The sequence below is a fragment of the Pseudorhodoplanes sp. genome (assembly GCF_035565855.1).
Lineage (GTDB): Bacteria > Pseudomonadota > Alphaproteobacteria > Rhizobiales > Xanthobacteraceae > Pseudorhodoplanes.
The window spans coordinates 1-16,616 of the sequence record NZ_DATMRX010000223.1 but is presented as its reverse complement, the minus strand read 5'-3'; the positions used below and the strand labels follow the sequence as shown (position 1 = coordinate 16,616).

Genomic DNA, 16,616 nt, shown 5'->3' with positions numbered 1-16,616 from the left:
GCGCATCATCGGCGTGATGAGCCGCAAGGGTCAGACCACCTGGGGCCAGGATCAGGACGATGTCGCCTTGGTGCCGCTCAATACCGCGCGGCAACGCGTGCTCGGCCGCAACCAGGCGAATGCGCGTGCGGTCGGTTCGATCTACGTCAAGGTGCTCGACGGCGAAAATATGAGCGTCGTCGAGAACGACGTGAAGCAGCTGTTGCGGCAGCGTCATCGCCTGCAGCCAGGACACGAGGACGATTTTTCGATCCGAAACCTCGCCGATATCGCGGCGACGCGCGAAGCCAGCGCCCGCACGCTGGCGCTGTTGCTTGCGGCCGTCGCCGGCGTGTCGCTCGCGGTCGGCGGCATCGGGATCATGAACATCATGCTGGTGTCGGTGACCGAGCGCACGCGCGAGATCGGGCTGCGTCTTGCGCTTGGCGCGCGGCAATGGGACATCCTGCGGCAATTCCTGTTCGAGGCAACAGGGCTCGCCGCCATCGGCGGATTGATCGGCGTCCTGCTCGGCGTTGGCGCGGCCTATCTGATCTCGAACGCTGCGGGTTGGCCGCTTCTCGTTGAGCCCGCGTCGATCGTGATTGCGGTGGTGTTTTCAGGCCTCGTCGGTGTGTTCTTCGGCTGGTATCCGGCGCTGCGCGCCTCGCGTCTCGATCCAATCGAGGCGCTGCGGCATACGTGAGCCGCGCATCCTTGCATGCTCAAGGATGCGCGCGCCCTCGCGTTACAATGTGCTTATGCCATCGATCGGACTGATGTCGCCGACCAGCCGCAGAAGATCGGTCATCAGAAATGTTCCGGGCGTCCTTGACGGCAGTTCAGGCCTCCAGCTCGGGCCTCTCTGCCAGAGATACGACTCGTGGTCGCCGTGAACGAGGCCGACGAAGACCTCGGCGACGATTGTCGATCCCACGGGACCGAGCTTGATGCCGCCGCCCTTCATCTGCGCTTCTTTGAGGATGTAGTACCAAAGCGGCGTGTGTTTGAGCAGGCCGTGCTTCTTCGCGGCGTCCCCGTCAGGACCGGTCGCTATCTCGTCCGGCGTCAGCGGTGTTACGCCGATCGCGCCGGCGACTGACTGACCCGACGGCAGGCCAAGATGAACGCCGCGCTTCAAGTTGCGAACGGCCAGATTGCCGCCACCGCCCGGAAGGGTGTGCAATGGCGCGACCAGCAACGGATCGATCTTGCGCGACAGATTGAGATTGACACTCTCCGGATTGGCCGGTGGGGAGAGGTCGTAATAACGGCGCCAGTCGATGATCCAGTTGCTGGGCAATGTCGGAAGATGGAATTGCGGTGGCGGCGGCGGCGGCATAGTGCTCGCAAGGTCGCCGACAATATTTCCCGACAGGCCGGTGAACTGGAATAGCTGCTCGAGTGTCGCCGCGGGAAACAGGCGATTGTGATTATAGCGGCCCCTCACCATGCTGTGGCCGAAGCGATAGGCCGCCGCTGAAAACTCGACGGGCATGTAGGGCAACCGCTTGAAGCGATAGAACTTGCGGCCCTCGTGCAGAATCTTCGCAACGATGCCGCGCTCGGTCACGCGCTCGACGAAGTCGTGCAGCACCATCCATTGGTAATGCCAGGTGACGATGCGGCGCGCCTCCTGGAAAATCTCGTCCGGCTTCCTGCCGGGCGTCGTGATCATGTCGCAGACCTTGTTGTGGAATTTCAGAAAGGCAAGATGAGTCTGCGCGACGACCAGATTTTCGTCGTTGCGGTGATCGCCGATCAGCGCGAAGCCTTCCTGATTGCGCGGCAAGTCGTTGCGAAGATCGCCTGTGATGCCGGTGTCCGGGACGTTGAAGGTTTTTCCGATCAGTAATTTTGGACCGGGGGCTTTGCCGTTATCGAGATTGCGCGCGTAAAGATGCCGACTTCCGTCCGGGCCGAGACCATAGATCGCGTCGAGATCGAGGGCCGGTGTTCGAAAATTTTCGATGCCGTCGGGATCGGCATTCTTCTCGCCGATCGAAGTGAGGTCGAGCGTGATGTCGTGGTCGACGAACTGACCAAGATAGGTGAAGCCTGCGGGAACACCCGGATTGTTGCCTCCAGGGTCGCCCGGTGAAGCATCGAGCATCGCAGCGCCGAGTGCCTCAAGTGCAGCCGGTGGCACTTTGAGCGGTAGCAGGTCCGGAAACATGCGTCCGAACATGCCGGGATCGGAATGCCCGCTCAGGCGCTGGCGCGCCAGTGATTCGGGCGTGGGCTTTCGTCCGGCCGTGCCGTGGCCGGGCGCAATTGTGATTTCTTCATGCATGGTGAACCGCCTCCCCCAGCGGATGGTTATGCGCGCGGCCCGGGTGAGCGGTTTCGAGGCGGGTTCCTGCCGGAGACAGCCTCCAGACGACCCAAAGCCGATCTGTCAGAGCACCGCGCATGACTGAGCGGAGTTATCTATAATTGTAAATGAAACAAATACAACTAAAAAGTGTAATAGAAATGAGTGAGCTGACGCGCAGGAGGGCGAGCGCCATCTTCCGCGCGACCGATGGACGGCGTTCGATGTAACGCGTCTCAATCCACCAAACTGATCTTCACATCGAGATTCCTGCGCGCGGCTTCCGAATAGGGGAACACCATATGCGCGCGGAGCGGCGGGCCTTGTTCGCCGCGTGCGTAATAAGGAAGACGAGCGTCAGGTCCGCATCACGCTCACGGCGGAGGGCACCGCATTGCGCAACAAGGTCGCGAAAATTCCGGCAGCCATCGGTTGCATCGCGGAAGGTGCGGTGCGCGACATCGACAAGCTCCACGGTGAGATCGTGGCGCTGCGCGAGGCGCTGAATGCGTCGGTGGTATCCGGTGAGGAAAGCGGGCGCTAACGCCACACGCCGCGAAGCCAGCCCTGCGCCCGCGCCCACAGGCCACGGGTTGACACGGAGAACACCGCGATCAGGATAGCGACAATGATCAGCGGTATCCAAAGCAGCATCAGGCCGGCCAGTAACAAAAAGAACAGCGCGGCGACCGCTCCGGCGGCCAGCAGGATCAGCGCGACGGTGAACGGGCCGGGCGTCTTGACCTGCACCCTGCGGATACCGTCATCGCCTTCTTCGATATGCACGAACAGGCTCTCGAATCCGCCACGGCGTGACTGCGCCCGGGGCGGAATGATTTCGGGTTCGACGCGTGGGCGCTCGACCGGGGGCTTTCTGAAATCGTCGTTCGGCATGACGGTGATATGGGAGCGCGCTCAGGTGGCGGCAATGCGGCATCGCAGCGCTCCACTGCTTCGCAAGCGCGAAAGCCGTCACGCCACCGGCAGCGGCAGCCGATTCTTTTGCGATGCAGCGATTACAATTCCGACATGAAAGAATGCGAAGGGAACGCAGATCATGCGGCCGCCGTTTTTCAGGAGGGGCGGCGGCATGAAGACAAGGGGGACGTGAGTTGATCCTTGAAGACTTGCTTCTGCTGTTTGCGGTCAGCGCGCTGATTTTTGGCCTGCTCTGGGCCATCACCGAGGCAAGCACGCGCTTCGGTGCGTCGCCTTCGTCCGACGCGCGAGAGTCCCATGCACGGATGAGCGGCAGCGGGCGCCCCCGCCGCTGATCACTCCGCGGCGGTCTTGCCCGCAGCGCCGACGCCGTAACGGCGCTCGATGTAGTCGATGACCATTGCCTTGAAGTCGTCGGCGACGGTCGGGCCGCGCAGCGTGACGGCTTTCTTGCCGTCGATGAAGACCGGCGCCGCCGGCGCTTCACCGGTGCCTGGCAGCGAGATGCCGATATCGGCATGCTTGCTCTCGCCGGGACCATTCACGATGCAGCCCATCACCGCGACATTCAGCCCCTCGACGCCCGGATAGCGCGTCTTCCATTCCGGCATCGATGCGTGGATGAAGGATTGGATATCGCGCGCCAGTTCCTGGAACGTGGTCGATGTCGTCCGTCCGCAACCGGGGCAGGCCGCGACCAGCGGCACGAAGGTGCGAAAGCCCATGGTCTGCAGGATTTCCTGCGCCACCTTCACTTCAAGCGTGCGGTCACCACCGGCTCCGGCGTGAGTGACACGCGGATGGTATCGCCGATGCCCTGCTGCAAGAGAATGCCAAGCGCGGCAGACGACGCAACAATGCCCTTCGAGCCCATGCCCGCTTCGGTGAGACCGAGATGGATCGCATAATCGGAGCGCCGCGCGAGATCGATATAGACGGCGATCAGGTCCTGCACAGCGGACACCTTGGCCGACAGGATGATCCGGTTCTTCGGCAGGCCCATCTCCACCGCGCGGTCGGCGGATAGCAGCGCCGATTGCACCATCGCTTCGCGCATCACCGCGCGCGCCTCTGCGGGACGCGGCAGCTTTGCGTTCTCGTCCATCAGATGCGTGAGCAATTCCTGATCGAGCGAACCCCAATTGGCGCCGATCCGCACCGGCTTGCCGTGACGCATCGCGGTTTCGATGATCGCGCCGAACTGCCGGTCCTTCTTGTCCTTGAAGCCGACATTGCCCGGATTGATGCGGTACTTGTCGAGCGCTTCGGCACAGGCCGGATGATCGGCCAGGAGCTTGTGCCCGATATAGTGGAAGTCGCCGATCAGCGGCACCCGCACGCTCATCTTGGCGAGCCGGTCGCGGATATGCGGAACGGCCGCCGCCGCTTCGTCACGATCCACCGTGATGCGCACGAGCTCCGAGCCCTGGCGGGCGAGCGCGGCGACCTGGCGCGCGGTCTGCTCGACGTCGGCCGTATCCGTGTTGGTCATGGACTGCACCACGATCGGGGCGCCGCCGCCGACCGTGACGCCGCCCACATCCACCGCCACCGAGGGGTGACGCGGTGCAGGAGCACCGAGGGTTTCCTGAAAAGTCCGCTGATCCATCAAAGTAATCTAACATCCGATTGTGAGAACGGGAGTACAACCCCGCGTCCGGAACCGCAAACCGCCGCTCCGGGACGGATTTTGTCGCACAAAGCCTTATCGTGGACGGTTAACCAGGATCAGGCCGCCGATGACCAACGTCACAGCGCCCGCGAAGGCCAGCGTGATCGGGTCCCCCAATACCATATGGCCTGCGAACACGCCGAACAAAGGCGTCAGAAATGTGAACGAGGACAGGCGGCTGGCGGAATACTTCGCCACCAGCATGAACCACAACAGGAAGGTCAGCGAAACCACCCAGATCGTCTGATAGGCGAGCGAGGCGAGGGCCACCGTGCCGGGCATCTTCGTGACGGTTTCGCCGAACAGCCACGCCGATATCACCAGCATCGGGACCGAGACGAGCAATTGATATTGCAGGGTCTTTTCCGGTGCCGCGCGAGCCAGCGAGGTCGATTTCACGACCAGGGTGGTGAGGCCCCAGGCGACGCCGGCGGCGAGGGCGAGCAGGTCCCCGAACAGTTGATGCGGATTTTCGGCCGGCGTCGGTACCCCGAAGGCGAGCATCACGCCCGCGAACGACATCAGGAGTCCGGCCCATTGCGTCCAGCGAAAACGGTCGTTCCGCACGAGGAAATGCGATCCCAAGACCACCACGAAGGGGGCGCAATAGATGAAGAGCGTGGTGCGGCTCGCGGTGGTGAAGAGCAGGGACCGATAGATGAAGATGAATTCGAGCCCGAACAGGACCCCCGCGATCAGCCCGGCTTTGAGCGTCTCGCCGCGCATTTCGAGGGAGATCCCGCGGCTGCGCGCATAGATCCAGATCAGCAGTGCGGCCCCCGCCGAGCGGATCCAGGCCTGGGTCAGCGGCGGAATGTCTGCGAGCGCGAGTTTCACCGCGACCTGATTGAAGCCCCAGCACAGGCAAAGAAACACCACCAGCGCGGCAGCGCCCAGTTCGAGCGGGCGGGTCGCCGCATTGTGCTGTGTGGTCGATGTCATGAATGGTTCCCGGCGGGGATGGCAGCCCCCGATTCTTAGCCGTGAATTGGCGGCGCGAACAGGAAGCCGGGCTCATGGCGGCCATGTGCCCCTGTCTGCGGTGGGTGCCGTGCAGCTGCGTGCGTCTATCGGCAATTGCTGCAGATGCCGGTGATTTCGATCACCGGCGCCTTCGGGGTGAAGCCGGCGGCGCGGGTCGCGCTCTTCAGCGATTCCGCAACGACCTGGGACGGCGCTTCGCCCACCTCGCCGCAGCGTTCGCAGATCAGGAACACCACAAGGTCCTGCGCGCCGTGCCGGTGTCCGCAGGCGATGTAGGCGTTGCGGCTTTCGATCCGGTGCGCCAGCCCGTTCTCGATCAGGAAATCGAGCGACCGGTAGACCGTGATCGGTGCATGGCGGGTGCCGTGCCGCGCCGCGCGGTCGATGATCTCGTAGGCGCCGAGCGGCTTGTGGCTCTCGAGCAGGACTTCAAGCACCTGACGGCGGGTCGGCGTCAGGCGTTGGCCACGCTGGTGGCACAGCGTCTCGGCGTGCTGCAACGCGTCCGCGCTGCAGCGCCTGTGATCATGATCCGGCGCGGGAAATACCGGGCTTTCCATCCTCTTCTCTTATAGCCCCATCGCCGAACCGCAAGCCGCGCCGCCTTTTGCGAGCGAGGTTTTGCAATGCACAAATTTGTTTATTGCAATGCAACAAGAGGGTCTTAGCTTGGTTGTGTCTGTTGCAGCGATCGGGGAACTGAATGCTGAAGGACATGTCGGCCGGCGTTCACCGGCTTCTGAAGGGGGCGCTGCCGGCTGCGCGTGGCAAACGCCTCAATCTGGCGCTTCAGGGCGGTGGCGCGCACGGCGCCTTCACCTGGGGCGTGTTGGATTACCTGCTCGAGGATACGCGGCTGACCTTCTCGGGGATTTCAGGCGCATCGGCCGGTGCCGTGAATGCCGTGATGCTGGCGGATGGACTTGCACGAGGCGGACCCGAAGAGGCGCGCAGGCGTCTCGCGGAATTCTGGCGTGCGGCGAGCCTCGGCGGCGGACTGCCGGGACCGCAGCGCGCGGTTCTGGAGCGCGTGCTCGCCTTGTTTCCCCTCGGCAGTTCGCCGGTTCAGCTCTTCGTCGACGCGATGTCGCGGGTGATGAGCCCTTACGATTTCAATCCGCTCAACATCAATCCGCTGAAGCAACTGATCGAACGCTTCGTCGATTTCGATGCGATCCGCGCCTATCGCGGTCTCGACCTGTTCGTCTCCGCGACCAATGTGCGCAGCGGACGTCTGCGCGTGTTCCGCCGCGAAGATATTACGGCCGACGTGGTGATGGCCTCCGCCGCGCTACCGCATGTCTTCCGCGCCGTCGAGATCGATGGCGAGCCCTACTGGGATGGTGGCTTCACCGGCAATCCGCCGATCCTTCCGCTCGTCGCGGAGAATGACGACGATGTGCTGCTGGTCCAGATCGCGCCGCTGCGGCGAGACGATACCCCGACTTCGGCCCGCGAGATCCTGCATCGCGTCAACGAGATCGCATTCTCCTCGTCGCTGGCGGCCGAATTGCGCGCGCTGGAATTTGTCGGCCGCGCCGGCCGCCATGCGCCTGTCGTGAATGTGCATCGCATTCTGCTCGAAGGACTGGACAAGCGATTGAGCGGCTCGCGGTTGAAGAACGATTTCGATTTCTTCGCGCTCTTGCATCGCGCCGGGCGCCGCGCCGCGCGACGGTTCCTCGACCGACATTTCGACGCCATCGGTCACCGCTCGACACTCGATCTCGCCAAGGAGACGGCGGCGTAGAGCATATTCAGTTTTCGCAGAAGCTGCCGCTCTTAAGCTGTCATCGCCCGCGAAAGCGGGCGATCCAGCAAACACACAACCGCTTCAGAAGTTTACTGGATGCCCCGCTTTCGCGGGGCATGACAAGACATGGCGATGCGGAGGCATTCGCGTTCATCGTCCGCACGCGCTGTGCTAACGTGAGTCATGACCTCGTCAACGCCTGTTCTCACCGCCGAAATCGGCAAAACTCACATCGATATTGTGATCGGCGACATCACGACGCTCGACGTGGACGTCATCGTCAATGCGGCAAACGAAGCGCTGGTGCGCGGCGGCGGCGTATGCGGCGCGATCTTTCGGGCCGCGGGACCGGAGCTCGATGCTGCATGCGCGCGGCTTGGCGGTTGCAGCACCGGCGACGCGAAAATGACGGACGGCTTCCGGTTGAAGGCACGGCACATCATCCATGCCGTCGGGCCGGTCTGGCATGGCGGCGATGCGAATGAGGATGCCTTGCTCGCCTCCTGCTATCGCCGCGCGCTCGAAATCACGGCGGCCAACAGGCTGGCCAGCATCGCCTTTCCCGCGATCTCGACCGGGATTTATGGCTTTCCGGGTGATCGTGCTGCGCGCATTGCAACAGGCGCGGTGGTCTCGGAATTGTCGGCGAAGGCAGGCAGCATCAAGCGCGTGGTGCTGTGCTGCTTCGATGCCCGGTCGGGGCAGCATTATGTGGAGACATTTGCCGAGCTGGGTCTCGCTTGACCGGAATGCCGGTCAGACCGAACGTATCAAACGTTCGGCAACGGCGACGCAGCCGATCAGTCCGGGCTCCGGACAGGTGATCAGCGCCGACGGGATTGCCTTCAGCAAGGCCTCGTAAGGCGGATGCCGCTCGAATGCGGCGCGAAACAGGCCCGCGTCGAATAATGGCCCGAGGCCGGTCGCGACGCCGCCGGCGATGTAAACGCCCCCCGTCGCGCGGAAGGTGAGCGCCATGTCGCCGGCGAAGCGTCCGAGCAGGCGCACGAACATCGCAACGGTCGCGCGCGATGCGCGGTCGCCGGCACGAGCCTGCCGCACGATCATTTCGGACGGCACCCGCAGCGTGCCCGGATGCATCGCTTCATGCAGCGCAACGAGTCCCGGCCCGGACAGCACGCGTTCGGCGGAGAGCGGCGCAGCTTTTTCGGCAAGCCGGTGGAAGATGATCTCCTCGTCGGGATAGGCGGGCCCGAAGGACGAATGGCCGGCCTCGCTCGCAATCACCTGCCAGCCGCCAGCGGCCGGCACCAGCGCAGCGACGCCAAGCCCGGTCCCCGGTCCGAGGACGAGCTTCACGCCGGCGGGCCATTCGGCGTGGTCGCCGATCAGCTGCAGGTCGCCCGGCTTCAGGTGCGGAAGCGCCCAGGCCAGCGCCTCGAAATCATTCACCGCGTGGATCGGCGAAATTCCGAAGCGGGCCGACAGCTCCGGCAATCGCACACACCAGTTGCGATTGGTCAGCGTGATCACGTCGCCCGCCACTGGCGCTGCGAGCGCCAGCACAGCGGCGCGCGGCCGCTGCGTTGTGCCGTCGAGCAATTGCGCGAGGACGCCCTCCAGTCCCTCGACGCTGTCATTGGCGATGGTGATGATGTGTTCCGGCCGCCCGCCGAGCGAAGCGAAAGCGGCGCGGCTCGTGGTGCCGCCGATATCGGCTATCAGGATGTCGGACATCGTCACGCCGCCAGCAGGCACCGCGCGGACATTCATTTGCCCTCCGCCGCGAAGACCTCACGGGCGATGCGGAACGAATCCACCGCGCACGGCACGCCGGCATAGATCGCGACCTGCAGGAAGACCTCCATGATCTCGTCCTTGGTCACGCCGTTGGTCAGCGCGCCCTTGATATGCGCCTTCAGTTCGTGCGGGCGGTTGAGGATCGAGATCATCGCGAGATTGAGCATCGAGCGCTGCTTGAGCGGAAGGCCCTCGCGGCCCCAGACATGGCCCCAGCAATATTCGGTGACGAGTTCCTGCAGCGGCCGGTTGAAATCGTCCGCGTTCTTGAGCTGCGCATCGACATAGGTATCGCCCAGCACCTTGCGGCGGATCGAAAGCCCCTTGTCGTACATCTCCTTGTTCATGGTCGTTCCCCTTCGCTGATGTTGTTGAGAAATTCCGCGCGGATCGTGTCGGTATGTTCGCCGAGCTTCGGTATGGCGCCGTAACGGCGCGTTTGTTCGAGCACCGGCGCCGGCGCCGGCATTGTTGCCGGGCCGCTCGGGGTGTCGACGCTGATCCGCCGCAGATGCGGATGGACCGACAGCGCCGCGCAATCGCTGACGCGCGCGAATGCAATGTCGGCCGTCTCAAGGAGCGCCATCAAGGCCGCCGCATCGAAGCGCGCGAAGGCGTCGCCGACCAGCCTGTCGGTTGCCGCACGATTCTCGACGCGCGCGATCCCGGTCGCAAAGCGCGGATCGCTGGCGAGCGTTACATCGCCCAGCACCTTGTCGGCGAGGACGCGCCACTCGCGATCGTTCTGGATCGAGATCAGGAGGTCGATGCCGTCGCGGCTCTTGAACACGCCATAGGGCGCGATGGCGGCATGCGCGAGTCCGATGCGCTTGAACGGATGCCCGCCCTCATAGGACAGAAGCGGCACCGTCATCCATTCCGCCATGGCATCGAACAGCGAGACCGAGATCGCTGTGCCCTCGCCGGTGCGGTCGCGCGCGATCAGCGCTTCGAGGATCGCCTGATAGGCATTCATCCCGGCGCCGATATCGGCGACCGAAAAACCGACACGTGCGGGCGCCTCCGGGCCCCCGGTGATCGAGGCGAGTCCGACCTCCGCCTGCACCAGGAGATCGTAGGCCTTGCGCGTCGTGTAGGGGCCGCTCTCGCCGTAGCCGGAGATCGAACAGCAGATCAGCCGCGGGTGCTTCTTGCGCAGCTCCGCGATCGGAAAGCCGAGTTTGGCGATCGCCCCTGGTTTGAGATTTTGCACGAATACATCGGCCTTCGCGAGCATCGCTGCGAGCAATGCCTTGTCGGCGGGCTTGCCGAGGTCGAGCACGACCGATTCCTTGCCGCGATTGAGCCAGACGAAGTTTGCGCTCTCGCCATGCACATAGGCGTCATAGCTGCGCGCGAAATCGCCCTCCGGCCGTTCGATCTTGATCACGCGCGCGCCGGCATCGGCGAGGCGGCATGTCGCCTGCGGCGCCGCCACCGCCTGTTCGAGCGATACAACAAGAAGGCCGGAGAGCGGGAGGGTCATCGGTTGGCTCAACTCCGTTCACCGCGGCGAAAGCGAGGACGAAGAGCCAGGGACCGGATCCCCGTTTGCGCGGCGATGAGCGCAGAAAACATCCTGCAAGTGTTTGTCAGAACTTGTTCTTCCGTTCGCGGATTTCCCTGAACACCTCGGCCGCAGGTTTGCCGCTCATGCCGACGGCGTCCGCGACCGAGGGAATGTCCGCGCGCAGGAACACATTCGCCGCCTTCTCCACGCCGAGCGTCTGCGGCAGCGTCGGCTTGCCGGCGGCACGCAATTCGTCCACCTCGGCGGCGCGCTTCTGCAGCGCCGGATTTTCCGGCTCGATGGTCAGCGCGAATTTGATGTTCGCCTGCGTGTATTCGTGCCCGCAATAGAAGGTGATGTCATCGGGCAGCGCGCGGATTTTAAGGAGCGACTCCCACATCTGCGCCGGCGTTCCCTCGATCACCCGGCCGCAGCCGATCGAGAACAGCGTGTCGCCGAAAAAGCCGATCTTCTCCTTGTCGAACACGAGCGAAATGTGCCCCGCCGTGTGGCCCGGCGTGTCGATCACCCGCGCTTCCAGCGAGCCCACCTTCACAATGTCGCCTTCGCCGTAGGTCGCGTCCGTATCGGCGATCTTTGCCGCTTCCTTCTTCGGCGACGTCACCTTGCATTTGTGCTTCGCCTTCAGTTCCGGAATGCCCTGCGTGTGGTCTGCATGATGGTGCGTGACCAGGATGTCGGTCAGAGACCAGCCGGTCTCCCTCAGGGCCTTCTCCACCGCAGCCGCCTCCGGTGCATCGATGGCCGCCGTGGCGCCGGTCTCCGGATCGTGGATGAGGACGCCGAAATTATCTGAGAGACAGGGGAATTGGTGAATTTTCGCCGGCATAATGGTTCCGTTCCTGGGTTGAACGATGACGTTACCATGCCTGTGCCATGTGGAGAATGCGGGAAGCCGGCGCAGTGCGAGCCCGGCATTTCATGGTAGCTTGCGGCCATGTTCGTCGACGTAGTCGATCTGCGGAATTTCTATGCCCAGTCGCTCGGCATCGTGGCGCGCCGCTTGGTCGGGCAGGGTATCCGCGCGCAGTTGAACGGGGCGCGCGGCGAGCGGATCGCCGGGATTGGCTACACCACACCCTATCTCGGCTTGTTCCGCGAGGAGGCGGAGCGCTGCCTGGCCTTCATGCCGGCCTCGCAGGGCGTGGTGAAATGGCCCTCGAACAAGCCCGGCCTCGCGGCGCTGGTCGACGAAACCGAATTGCCGCTCACGGATGCCGCGGTCGATCGCGTCCTTCTCGTTCACGCGCTGGAAATGGCCGACGATCCGGTCCGGCTGTTGCGCGAGGTCTGGCGGGTGTTGTCCGCCAATGGCCGGTTACTTGCCGTGGTGCCGAATCGCCGCGGTCTCTGGGCGCGCATGGACCACACGCCGTTCGGCCATGGGCGGCCGTATTCGCGCTCGCAGATCACCCGCATCCTGCGCGAGACCATGTTCACGCCGGATGCCTGGGGCGAGGCGCTGTTCGTGCCTCCGGTGCAGCGAAACTGGTTCCTGCGTTCGGCCGGTGTGTGGGAGCGGCTCGGGCCGACGATCCTGTCGCCATTTCCCGGCGTGCATATTGTTGACGCCCGCAAGCAAGCCTATCGGGCGATCCCCGTGCGCCGGGAAAAGCGCGTCCTCGTGCCGCGACTGGAACCGGCCCTGGCGCCGTCATCGCGCGGCGTGGCGCGCGATTCGGAGACCGGCCAATAACGGCGCCGCGTGAGCGCGTTGCTCCTCGCGCGGAACCGAATTGCTTTGAAAGAAGCAGGTGCCGGACGCGCGGTTACGCCGCGCTCCGGCAATCCTGATTACTCGCCTGCGGGCGGCTGAGCCTGCTGCGAAGCGTCGTCGCCGCCTTCGGGCGCACCGCGCTCGGCACGCGGACCGCGATAGTCGCGGCGCCGCGAATTGCGGCGGCTCGGGAAACGCTCGCCGCTCGGCTGCGCGTCCTGTCCGCCATTCGGCTGAGCGCCCTGCGCCGGGCCTCCCGTGATGAACGACGGCAGCCGGTCGATGGTCTCGTCCTGCGCGCCGTTGCCCTGATGCGCCTGACGATTGTCCTGATGCTGGGGACGATTCTCGTGACGGCCCTCGCGGCGATTGTCGCCACGGTCACCGCGATTGTCGCCACGGTCGCCACGATTGTCCTGACGCTGCTGATAATGCGGTTGATTGTCGCGCGGATAAGGCTGTTCGCGCTGCTGGTAGCCCTGCGGTTCGCGCGGCTGCTGCTGATAGGGCTGCGGCGAATGCGGCTCCGCGTAATTCGGCTGTGAATCGTCGTCGCCGTCGAAGCTGTCGTCGCTGTCCCGCTGCTGAAACGGCTGGCTCTGGCGGAATTGTTCCTGAGCGGCCGCGATCAGGCGGAAATAGTGTTCGGCGTGCTGATAATAATTCTCCGCCGCAACCGGATCGCCGGACGCCGTCGCGTCGCGCGCGAGCTGGATGTATTTCTCGGCAACATGATTCGCGGTGCCGCGGATCTTCACGTCCGGGCCGTTCGATTCATACACCCGGGTCAGCGGATTGTGGCTCTTACCGCTGCGGCTACGACCCCGCATCCGATGCTTATTCTGACCGTTTCTCATGGCTCGCCTGTTTGCCAACTCCTGATGCGCGGCCTGCGCCGCCGGTGCGAACTACGCCAACTCGAGTTTCAGTGTCACAGCGATGGTCTGGCTCCGCTCGCGTTCGCGGCAGATTCAGCACCGGACCGCCTTGGTTTCGGACCTGTTCGTTCCGACAGCCTCTACCCCCGGCGCGCGTATGCGCCATCTGTCAGCCGCTTCTCGGTGGGCGCGCGGACGGCCCGTTACCATCGGTCAGACGCCACCGGAGCAGCACCCGATCAAATCGGCAAAAATCTTTGTTCGTTCGCCTTATTTCGTCGCTCGACCTGTCGTGTCGACCAATGCCCGTTTCGGCTACGTGCCCTTGATACGATTGGCCGCCGCCTTCGCGGGAGCCGTTTCGGGGAAGCCCTCTTCCCTCATCGACCGCACCCGGGCCTCAATTGGCGGCCCGCTTCAGGGCCGGATAATCTGAAACGAAACTAGTCTGTCCGTTCCGATAATCCAAGCGTTATTTTTGCGGGGCGGAATGGCCATCCGGGAATGGCGAAAGTGACGGTTTCAAGCCGTTTTCCGGCCCCTGTGCCGGACGCTGACCGCTCGCGGAATACCCGATAGATCGGGCTTTACAGCGACGACTTCAAGGCCGTCGGCAGCGTTAAATATCGCCTCCACATCGGCGGTCTGGCCGATGCCGATTTCCACAATCAGGAACGCGTCGGGCTTCAGAAGATATGGCGCACGGCGCGCGATCGCCCGATAGGCATGAAGTCCGTCGGCGCCGCCGTCGAGTGCGCGGCGCGGATCGTGGTCGCGCACTTCGCGGGCCAAACCTGCGATGTCACGTGTCGGAATATAGGGCGGGTTTGAAACAACGAGGTCGAATCGTTCGGTCAGGTCCTCGTTGAAATCGGCAACGCGAAATTCGGCGCGAGCCTCCATGCCAAGCAATGCTGCATTGGCGCGGGCGGTTTCGACGGCCTGCGGATCGATGTCGATGCCGAGCCCCGTCGCCTGCGGCCACTCGTGGAGGAGGGCGAAGAGGATCGCACCCGTGCCTGTACCAAGATCGGCGATGCGCAGCGGTTCGTTTCTGCGCGCAGGTTCGACGATCGCGAGTGCCGCTTCGACAACGGTTTCGGTATCGGGCCGCGGCACCAGCGTCGCGGCCGAGAGCGTCAGCGGCAATCCCCAAAATTCCTTCACGCCGACAATGCGTGCGACCGGTTCGCCGGCCACGCGGCGCGCGGCGAGCGCGGAAATAGTGTCGCGCTCCGCCGGCGTGAGCAGCCGCTTTGCCGCGCTGGCAAGGCCGGTGTGATCGAGCGACAGGGCATGACCGATCAGGAGCCGCGCATCGAGCGCTGCGGTGTCGATCCCGGCTTTTTCGAACTGCGCTGCGAGAATGCGGCGCGCCGCTGCGATCTCGATCGCGCGATCGGGCAGGCTCATGCCGCGTCGTTCTGCGCGGCGAGCAGCGCCGCCTGATTCTCCGCCACCAGCGCATCGATCAGCTCACCCAATGCCTCGCCTTCGATGACCTCGGGGAGCTTGTAGAGGGTGAGGTTGATGCGGTGATCGGTGACGCGCCCTTGCGGGAAATTATAGGTGCGGATGCGTTCGGAGCGGTCGCCCGAGCCGACCTGCACCTTGCGATCGGCGGCGCGCGCAGAGTCGAGCTTCTCGCGCTCGGAATCGTAGAGCTTGGCGCGAAGCAGCGCCATCGCCTTGGCCTTGTTCTTGTGCTGCGAGCGATCGTCCTGCACCGCGACGACGATGCCGGACGGGATATGCGTGATGCGGATCGCCGATTCGGTCTTGTTGACGTGCTGTCCGCCGGCACCCTGCGCGCGCATGGTGTCGATCTTCAGATCTTCGTCGCGGATGTTGATGTCCACGTCTTCCGCCTGCGGCAGGACGGCGACGGTGGCGGCCGAGGTGTGAACGCGGCCGGACGCTTCGGTCTCCGGCACGCGCTGCACGCGGTGAACGCCGGATTCGTATTTCAGCTTGGCGAACACCCCGCGGCCGGTGATCTCGGCGATGATTTCCTTGTAGCCGCCGACCGCGCCTTCGCTCGCCGATACGACTTCGACTTTCCAGCCCTGTTTCGCGGCGTAACGCTCATACATGCGAAACAGCACGCCGGCGAACAGCGACGCCTCGTCACCGCCGGTGCCGGCGCGGATTTCGATGACGACGCTACGCTCGTCCATCGCATCCTTCGGCAGGAGCTGCAGCCGGATCTGGTGCTGGAGAACTTCCAGCTTCTCGCGCAATTCGCGGCGTTCGGCGTCGGCAATCTCGCGCATTTCGCTGTCGGTGCCGGGGTCGGCGAACAAGGCCTCGACGTCCTGCAATTCGGCGGCCGCGCTGCGGTAATTGCGGATCGCCTCGACCACCGGCGACAGCTCCGACAATTCGCGCGACAGCTTCACGAAATCCTCGGCCGACAGCTGGCCGTTCAGCCGCGACTCGATTTCCGCATGACGCACCATCAGGGCGTCGAGTTTGACTTCTGGCAGCATGGAATCAGAGTTGCAGGTTTTCGGACGCGGCGAATTGTTCGATGCGTTGGCGCAACGTCATGCCGGTTTCGGAATGATCGAGCAATGGGCCGATCGCCGCCAGTGCTTTCTCGGCATCGAGTTCGAGCAGCATGGACTTGACCGGCCCGACCGCCGACGGGGTGAGCGACAGCGAGCGATAGCCGAGCGCGGCCAGCATCAGCGCGCCGATCGGCTTCGACGCAAGCTCGCCGCACAGCGTGACCGGCTTGCGGTGTTCGCGGCCCTTGCGGGCAATCAGACGCAACGCGCGTGCGACCGGCACCGAAATCGGATCGTAGCGTTCCGCGACATGCGAATTGCCGCGGTCCGCCGCGAACAGGAACTGGCACAGATCGTTCGAGCCCACCGAAAGAAAATCCACCTGCGGCAACAGATCGTCGAGCAGGAACAGAAGCGACGGCACCTCGACCATGACGCCGATATCGACCCGCTCCGGCAGCGTATGCCCATGCCGGCGAAGATAGGTGAGTTCGTGCTCGACCATCGTCTTGCCCTGGGTGAATTCGTCGACCACCGCGACCATCGGGAACATGATGCGCAGCGCCTTGCCGGACGCC

Annotated in this window: 18 protein-coding genes and 1 pseudogene; 6 read left to right on the top strand and 13 right to left on the bottom strand. The window is 64.1% G+C overall.

Annotated elements, in window-relative coordinates; all coding sequences use genetic code 11:
• A partial coding sequence (locus VN004_RS12605) for an ABC transporter permease (protein ID WP_325610523.1) occupies positions 1–685 on the top strand: 685 nt, incomplete at its 5' end.
• Between the two features lie 42 nt (positions 686–727).
• On the opposite strand, the gene VN004_RS12600 is transcribed toward VN004_RS12605, so the two are convergent.
• On the bottom strand, positions 728–2,272 hold the full coding sequence (locus VN004_RS12600; RefSeq protein ID WP_325610522.1) for a heme peroxidase family protein: 1,545 nt from the start codon (positions 2,270–2,272) through the stop codon (positions 728–730).
• Positions 2,273–2,627: 355 nt separating this feature from the next.
• On the opposite strand from VN004_RS12600, the gene VN004_RS12595 reads away from it, so the two are divergent.
• On the top strand, positions 2,628–2,837 hold the full coding sequence (locus VN004_RS12595) for a hypothetical protein (protein WP_325610518.1): 210 nt from the start codon (positions 2,628–2,630) through the stop codon (positions 2,835–2,837).
• Here the strand turns inward: VN004_RS12595 and VN004_RS12590 are convergent.
• On the bottom strand, positions 2,834–3,187 hold the full coding sequence (locus VN004_RS12590) for a hypothetical protein (RefSeq protein WP_325610515.1): 354 nt from the start codon (positions 3,185–3,187) through the stop codon (positions 2,834–2,836). The two genes, VN004_RS12595 and VN004_RS12590, sit on opposite strands and share 4 nt — an antisense overlap.
• Positions 3,188–3,405: 218 nt before the next feature.
• On the opposite strand from VN004_RS12590, the gene VN004_RS12585 reads away from it, so the two are divergent.
• The gene (locus tag VN004_RS12585) at positions 3,406–3,567 is read left to right on the top strand and encodes a hypothetical protein (protein WP_325610513.1); all 162 of its coding nucleotides are present in this window, start codon (positions 3,406–3,408) and stop codon (positions 3,565–3,567) included.
• On the opposite strand, the pseudogene ispG reads toward VN004_RS12585, so the two are convergent.
• The 3 genes and pseudogenes from ispG to VN004_RS12570 form a co-directional block, all read right to left on the bottom strand.
• Positions 3,568–4,841 (bottom strand): annotated as a pseudogene (gene ispG, locus VN004_RS12580) (flavodoxin-dependent (E)-4-hydroxy-3-methylbut-2-enyl-diphosphate synthase).
• 96 nt (positions 4,842–4,937) lie between these two features.
• Positions 4,938–5,846 carry a DMT family transporter gene (locus VN004_RS12575; protein ID WP_325610511.1) on the bottom strand — a complete coding sequence of 303 codons (909 nt, stop codon included), beginning with the start codon at positions 5,844–5,846 and terminating at the stop codon, positions 4,938–4,940.
• A 125-nt stretch (positions 5,847–5,971) separates the two neighbouring features.
• Positions 5,972–6,448 carry a Fur family transcriptional regulator gene (locus tag VN004_RS12570; protein WP_325610509.1) on the bottom strand — a complete coding sequence of 159 codons (477 nt, stop codon included), beginning with the start codon at positions 6,446–6,448 and terminating at the stop codon, positions 5,972–5,974.
• Positions 6,449–6,603: 155 nt separating this feature from the next.
• Between VN004_RS12570 and VN004_RS12565 the strand changes: the two genes are divergently transcribed.
• Both VN004_RS12565 and VN004_RS12560 read left to right on the top strand, forming a co-directional pair.
• Complete coding sequence (locus VN004_RS12565) at positions 6,604–7,638, top strand: patatin-like phospholipase family protein (RefSeq protein WP_325610525.1); 1,035 nt, start codon at positions 6,604–6,606, stop codon at positions 7,636–7,638.
• 186 nt (positions 7,639–7,824) lie between these two features.
• Positions 7,825–8,385, top strand: coding sequence for a macro domain-containing protein (locus tag VN004_RS12560; protein WP_325610507.1), 561 nt, complete (start codon positions 7,825–7,827; stop codon positions 8,383–8,385).
• 12 nt (positions 8,386–8,397) lie between these two features.
• Here VN004_RS12560 and VN004_RS12555 read toward each other — a convergent pair whose 3' ends face one another.
• From VN004_RS12555 to gloB, 4 genes are all read right to left on the bottom strand, one after another.
• Positions 8,398–9,375 (bottom strand): ROK family protein, encoded by a 978-nt coding sequence (locus tag VN004_RS12555; RefSeq protein ID WP_325610505.1) that lies wholly within the window; start codon positions 9,373–9,375, stop codon positions 8,398–8,400.
• Positions 9,372–9,749 (bottom strand): carboxymuconolactone decarboxylase family protein, encoded by a 378-nt coding sequence (locus VN004_RS12550; RefSeq protein WP_325610503.1) that lies wholly within the window; start codon positions 9,747–9,749, stop codon positions 9,372–9,374. Before VN004_RS12550 ends, VN004_RS12555 begins: the two co-directional genes overlap by 4 nt.
• The gene (locus tag VN004_RS12545; RefSeq protein WP_325610501.1) at positions 9,746–10,888 is read right to left on the bottom strand and encodes a CaiB/BaiF CoA-transferase family protein; all 1,143 of its coding nucleotides are present in this window, start codon (positions 10,886–10,888) and stop codon (positions 9,746–9,748) included. Before VN004_RS12545 ends, VN004_RS12550 begins: the two co-directional genes overlap by 4 nt.
• A 106-nt stretch (positions 10,889–10,994) precedes the next feature.
• Positions 10,995–11,762: a hydroxyacylglutathione hydrolase gene (gene gloB / locus VN004_RS12540; protein ID WP_325610499.1), complete on the bottom strand. Its 768-nt coding sequence runs from the start codon at positions 11,760–11,762 to the stop codon at positions 10,995–10,997.
• Between the two features lie 108 nt (positions 11,763–11,870).
• Here gloB and VN004_RS12535 point away from each other — a divergent pair, with 108 nt between their 5' ends.
• Positions 11,871–12,629, top strand: coding sequence for a methyltransferase domain-containing protein (locus tag VN004_RS12535; protein WP_325610497.1), 759 nt, complete (start codon positions 11,871–11,873; stop codon positions 12,627–12,629).
• Between the two features lie 98 nt (positions 12,630–12,727).
• Here VN004_RS12535 and VN004_RS12530 read toward each other — a convergent pair whose 3' ends face one another.
• From VN004_RS12530 to VN004_RS12515, 4 genes are all read right to left on the bottom strand, one after another.
• Positions 12,728–13,507, bottom strand: a complete 780-nt coding sequence (locus tag VN004_RS12530; RefSeq protein ID WP_325610495.1) for a DUF4167 domain-containing protein — start codon at positions 13,505–13,507, stop codon at positions 12,728–12,730.
• A 543-nt stretch (positions 13,508–14,050) separates the two neighbouring features.
• On the bottom strand, positions 14,051–14,941 hold the full coding sequence (gene prmC / locus VN004_RS12525; RefSeq protein ID WP_325610493.1) for a peptide chain release factor N(5)-glutamine methyltransferase: 891 nt from the start codon (positions 14,939–14,941) through the stop codon (positions 14,051–14,053).
• Positions 14,938–16,017 (bottom strand): peptide chain release factor 1, encoded by a 1,080-nt coding sequence (gene prfA, locus VN004_RS12520; protein ID WP_325610491.1) that lies wholly within the window; start codon positions 16,015–16,017, stop codon positions 14,938–14,940. Before prfA ends, prmC begins: the two co-directional genes overlap by 4 nt.
• A 4-nt stretch (positions 16,018–16,021) precedes the next feature.
• Positions 16,022–16,616: putative PEP-binding protein (locus VN004_RS12515; protein WP_325610487.1), on the bottom strand; the 595-nt coding region annotated here is incomplete at its 5' end.

Bases quoted from the DNA above. Each gene is read 5' to 3' on its own strand.
- VN004_RS12590 (WP_325610515.1), bottom strand. From the start codon at position 3,187: ATGCCGAACGACGATTTCAGAAAGCCCCCGGTCGAGCGCCCACGCGTC.
- gloB (WP_325610499.1), bottom strand. From the start codon at position 11,762: ATGCCGGCGAAAATTCACCAATTCCCCTGTCTCTCAGATAATTTCGGC.
- VN004_RS12535 (WP_325610497.1), top strand. From the start codon at position 11,871: ATGTTCGTCGACGTAGTCGATCTGCGGAATTTCTATGCCCAGTCGCTC.
- VN004_RS12555 (WP_325610505.1), bottom strand. From the start codon at position 9,375: ATGAATGTCCGCGCGGTGCCTGCTGGCGGCGTGACGATGTCCGACATC.
- prfA (WP_325610491.1), bottom strand. From the start codon at position 16,017: ATGCTGCCAGAAGTCAAACTCGACGCCCTGATGGTGCGTCATGCGGAA.
- VN004_RS12575 (WP_325610511.1), bottom strand. From the start codon at position 5,846: ATGACATCGACCACACAGCACAATGCGGCGACCCGCCCGCTCGAACTG.
- prmC (WP_325610493.1), bottom strand. From the start codon at position 14,941: ATGAGCCTGCCCGATCGCGCGATCGAGATCGCAGCGGCGCGCCGCATT.
- VN004_RS12565 (WP_325610525.1), top strand. From the start codon at position 6,604: ATGTCGGCCGGCGTTCACCGGCTTCTGAAGGGGGCGCTGCCGGCTGCG.
- VN004_RS12545 (WP_325610501.1), bottom strand. From the start codon at position 10,888: ATGACCCTCCCGCTCTCCGGCCTTCTTGTTGTATCGCTCGAACAGGCG.
- VN004_RS12560 (WP_325610507.1), top strand. From the start codon at position 7,825: ATGACCTCGTCAACGCCTGTTCTCACCGCCGAAATCGGCAAAACTCAC.
- VN004_RS12550 (WP_325610503.1), bottom strand. From the start codon at position 9,749: ATGAACAAGGAGATGTACGACAAGGGGCTTTCGATCCGCCGCAAGGTG.
- VN004_RS12600 (WP_325610522.1), bottom strand. From the start codon at position 2,272: ATGCATGAAGAAATCACAATTGCGCCCGGCCACGGCACGGCCGGACGA.
- VN004_RS12570 (WP_325610509.1), bottom strand. From the start codon at position 6,448: ATGGAAAGCCCGGTATTTCCCGCGCCGGATCATGATCACAGGCGCTGC.
- VN004_RS12530 (WP_325610495.1), bottom strand. From the start codon at position 13,507: ATGAGAAACGGTCAGAATAAGCATCGGATGCGGGGTCGTAGCCGCAGC.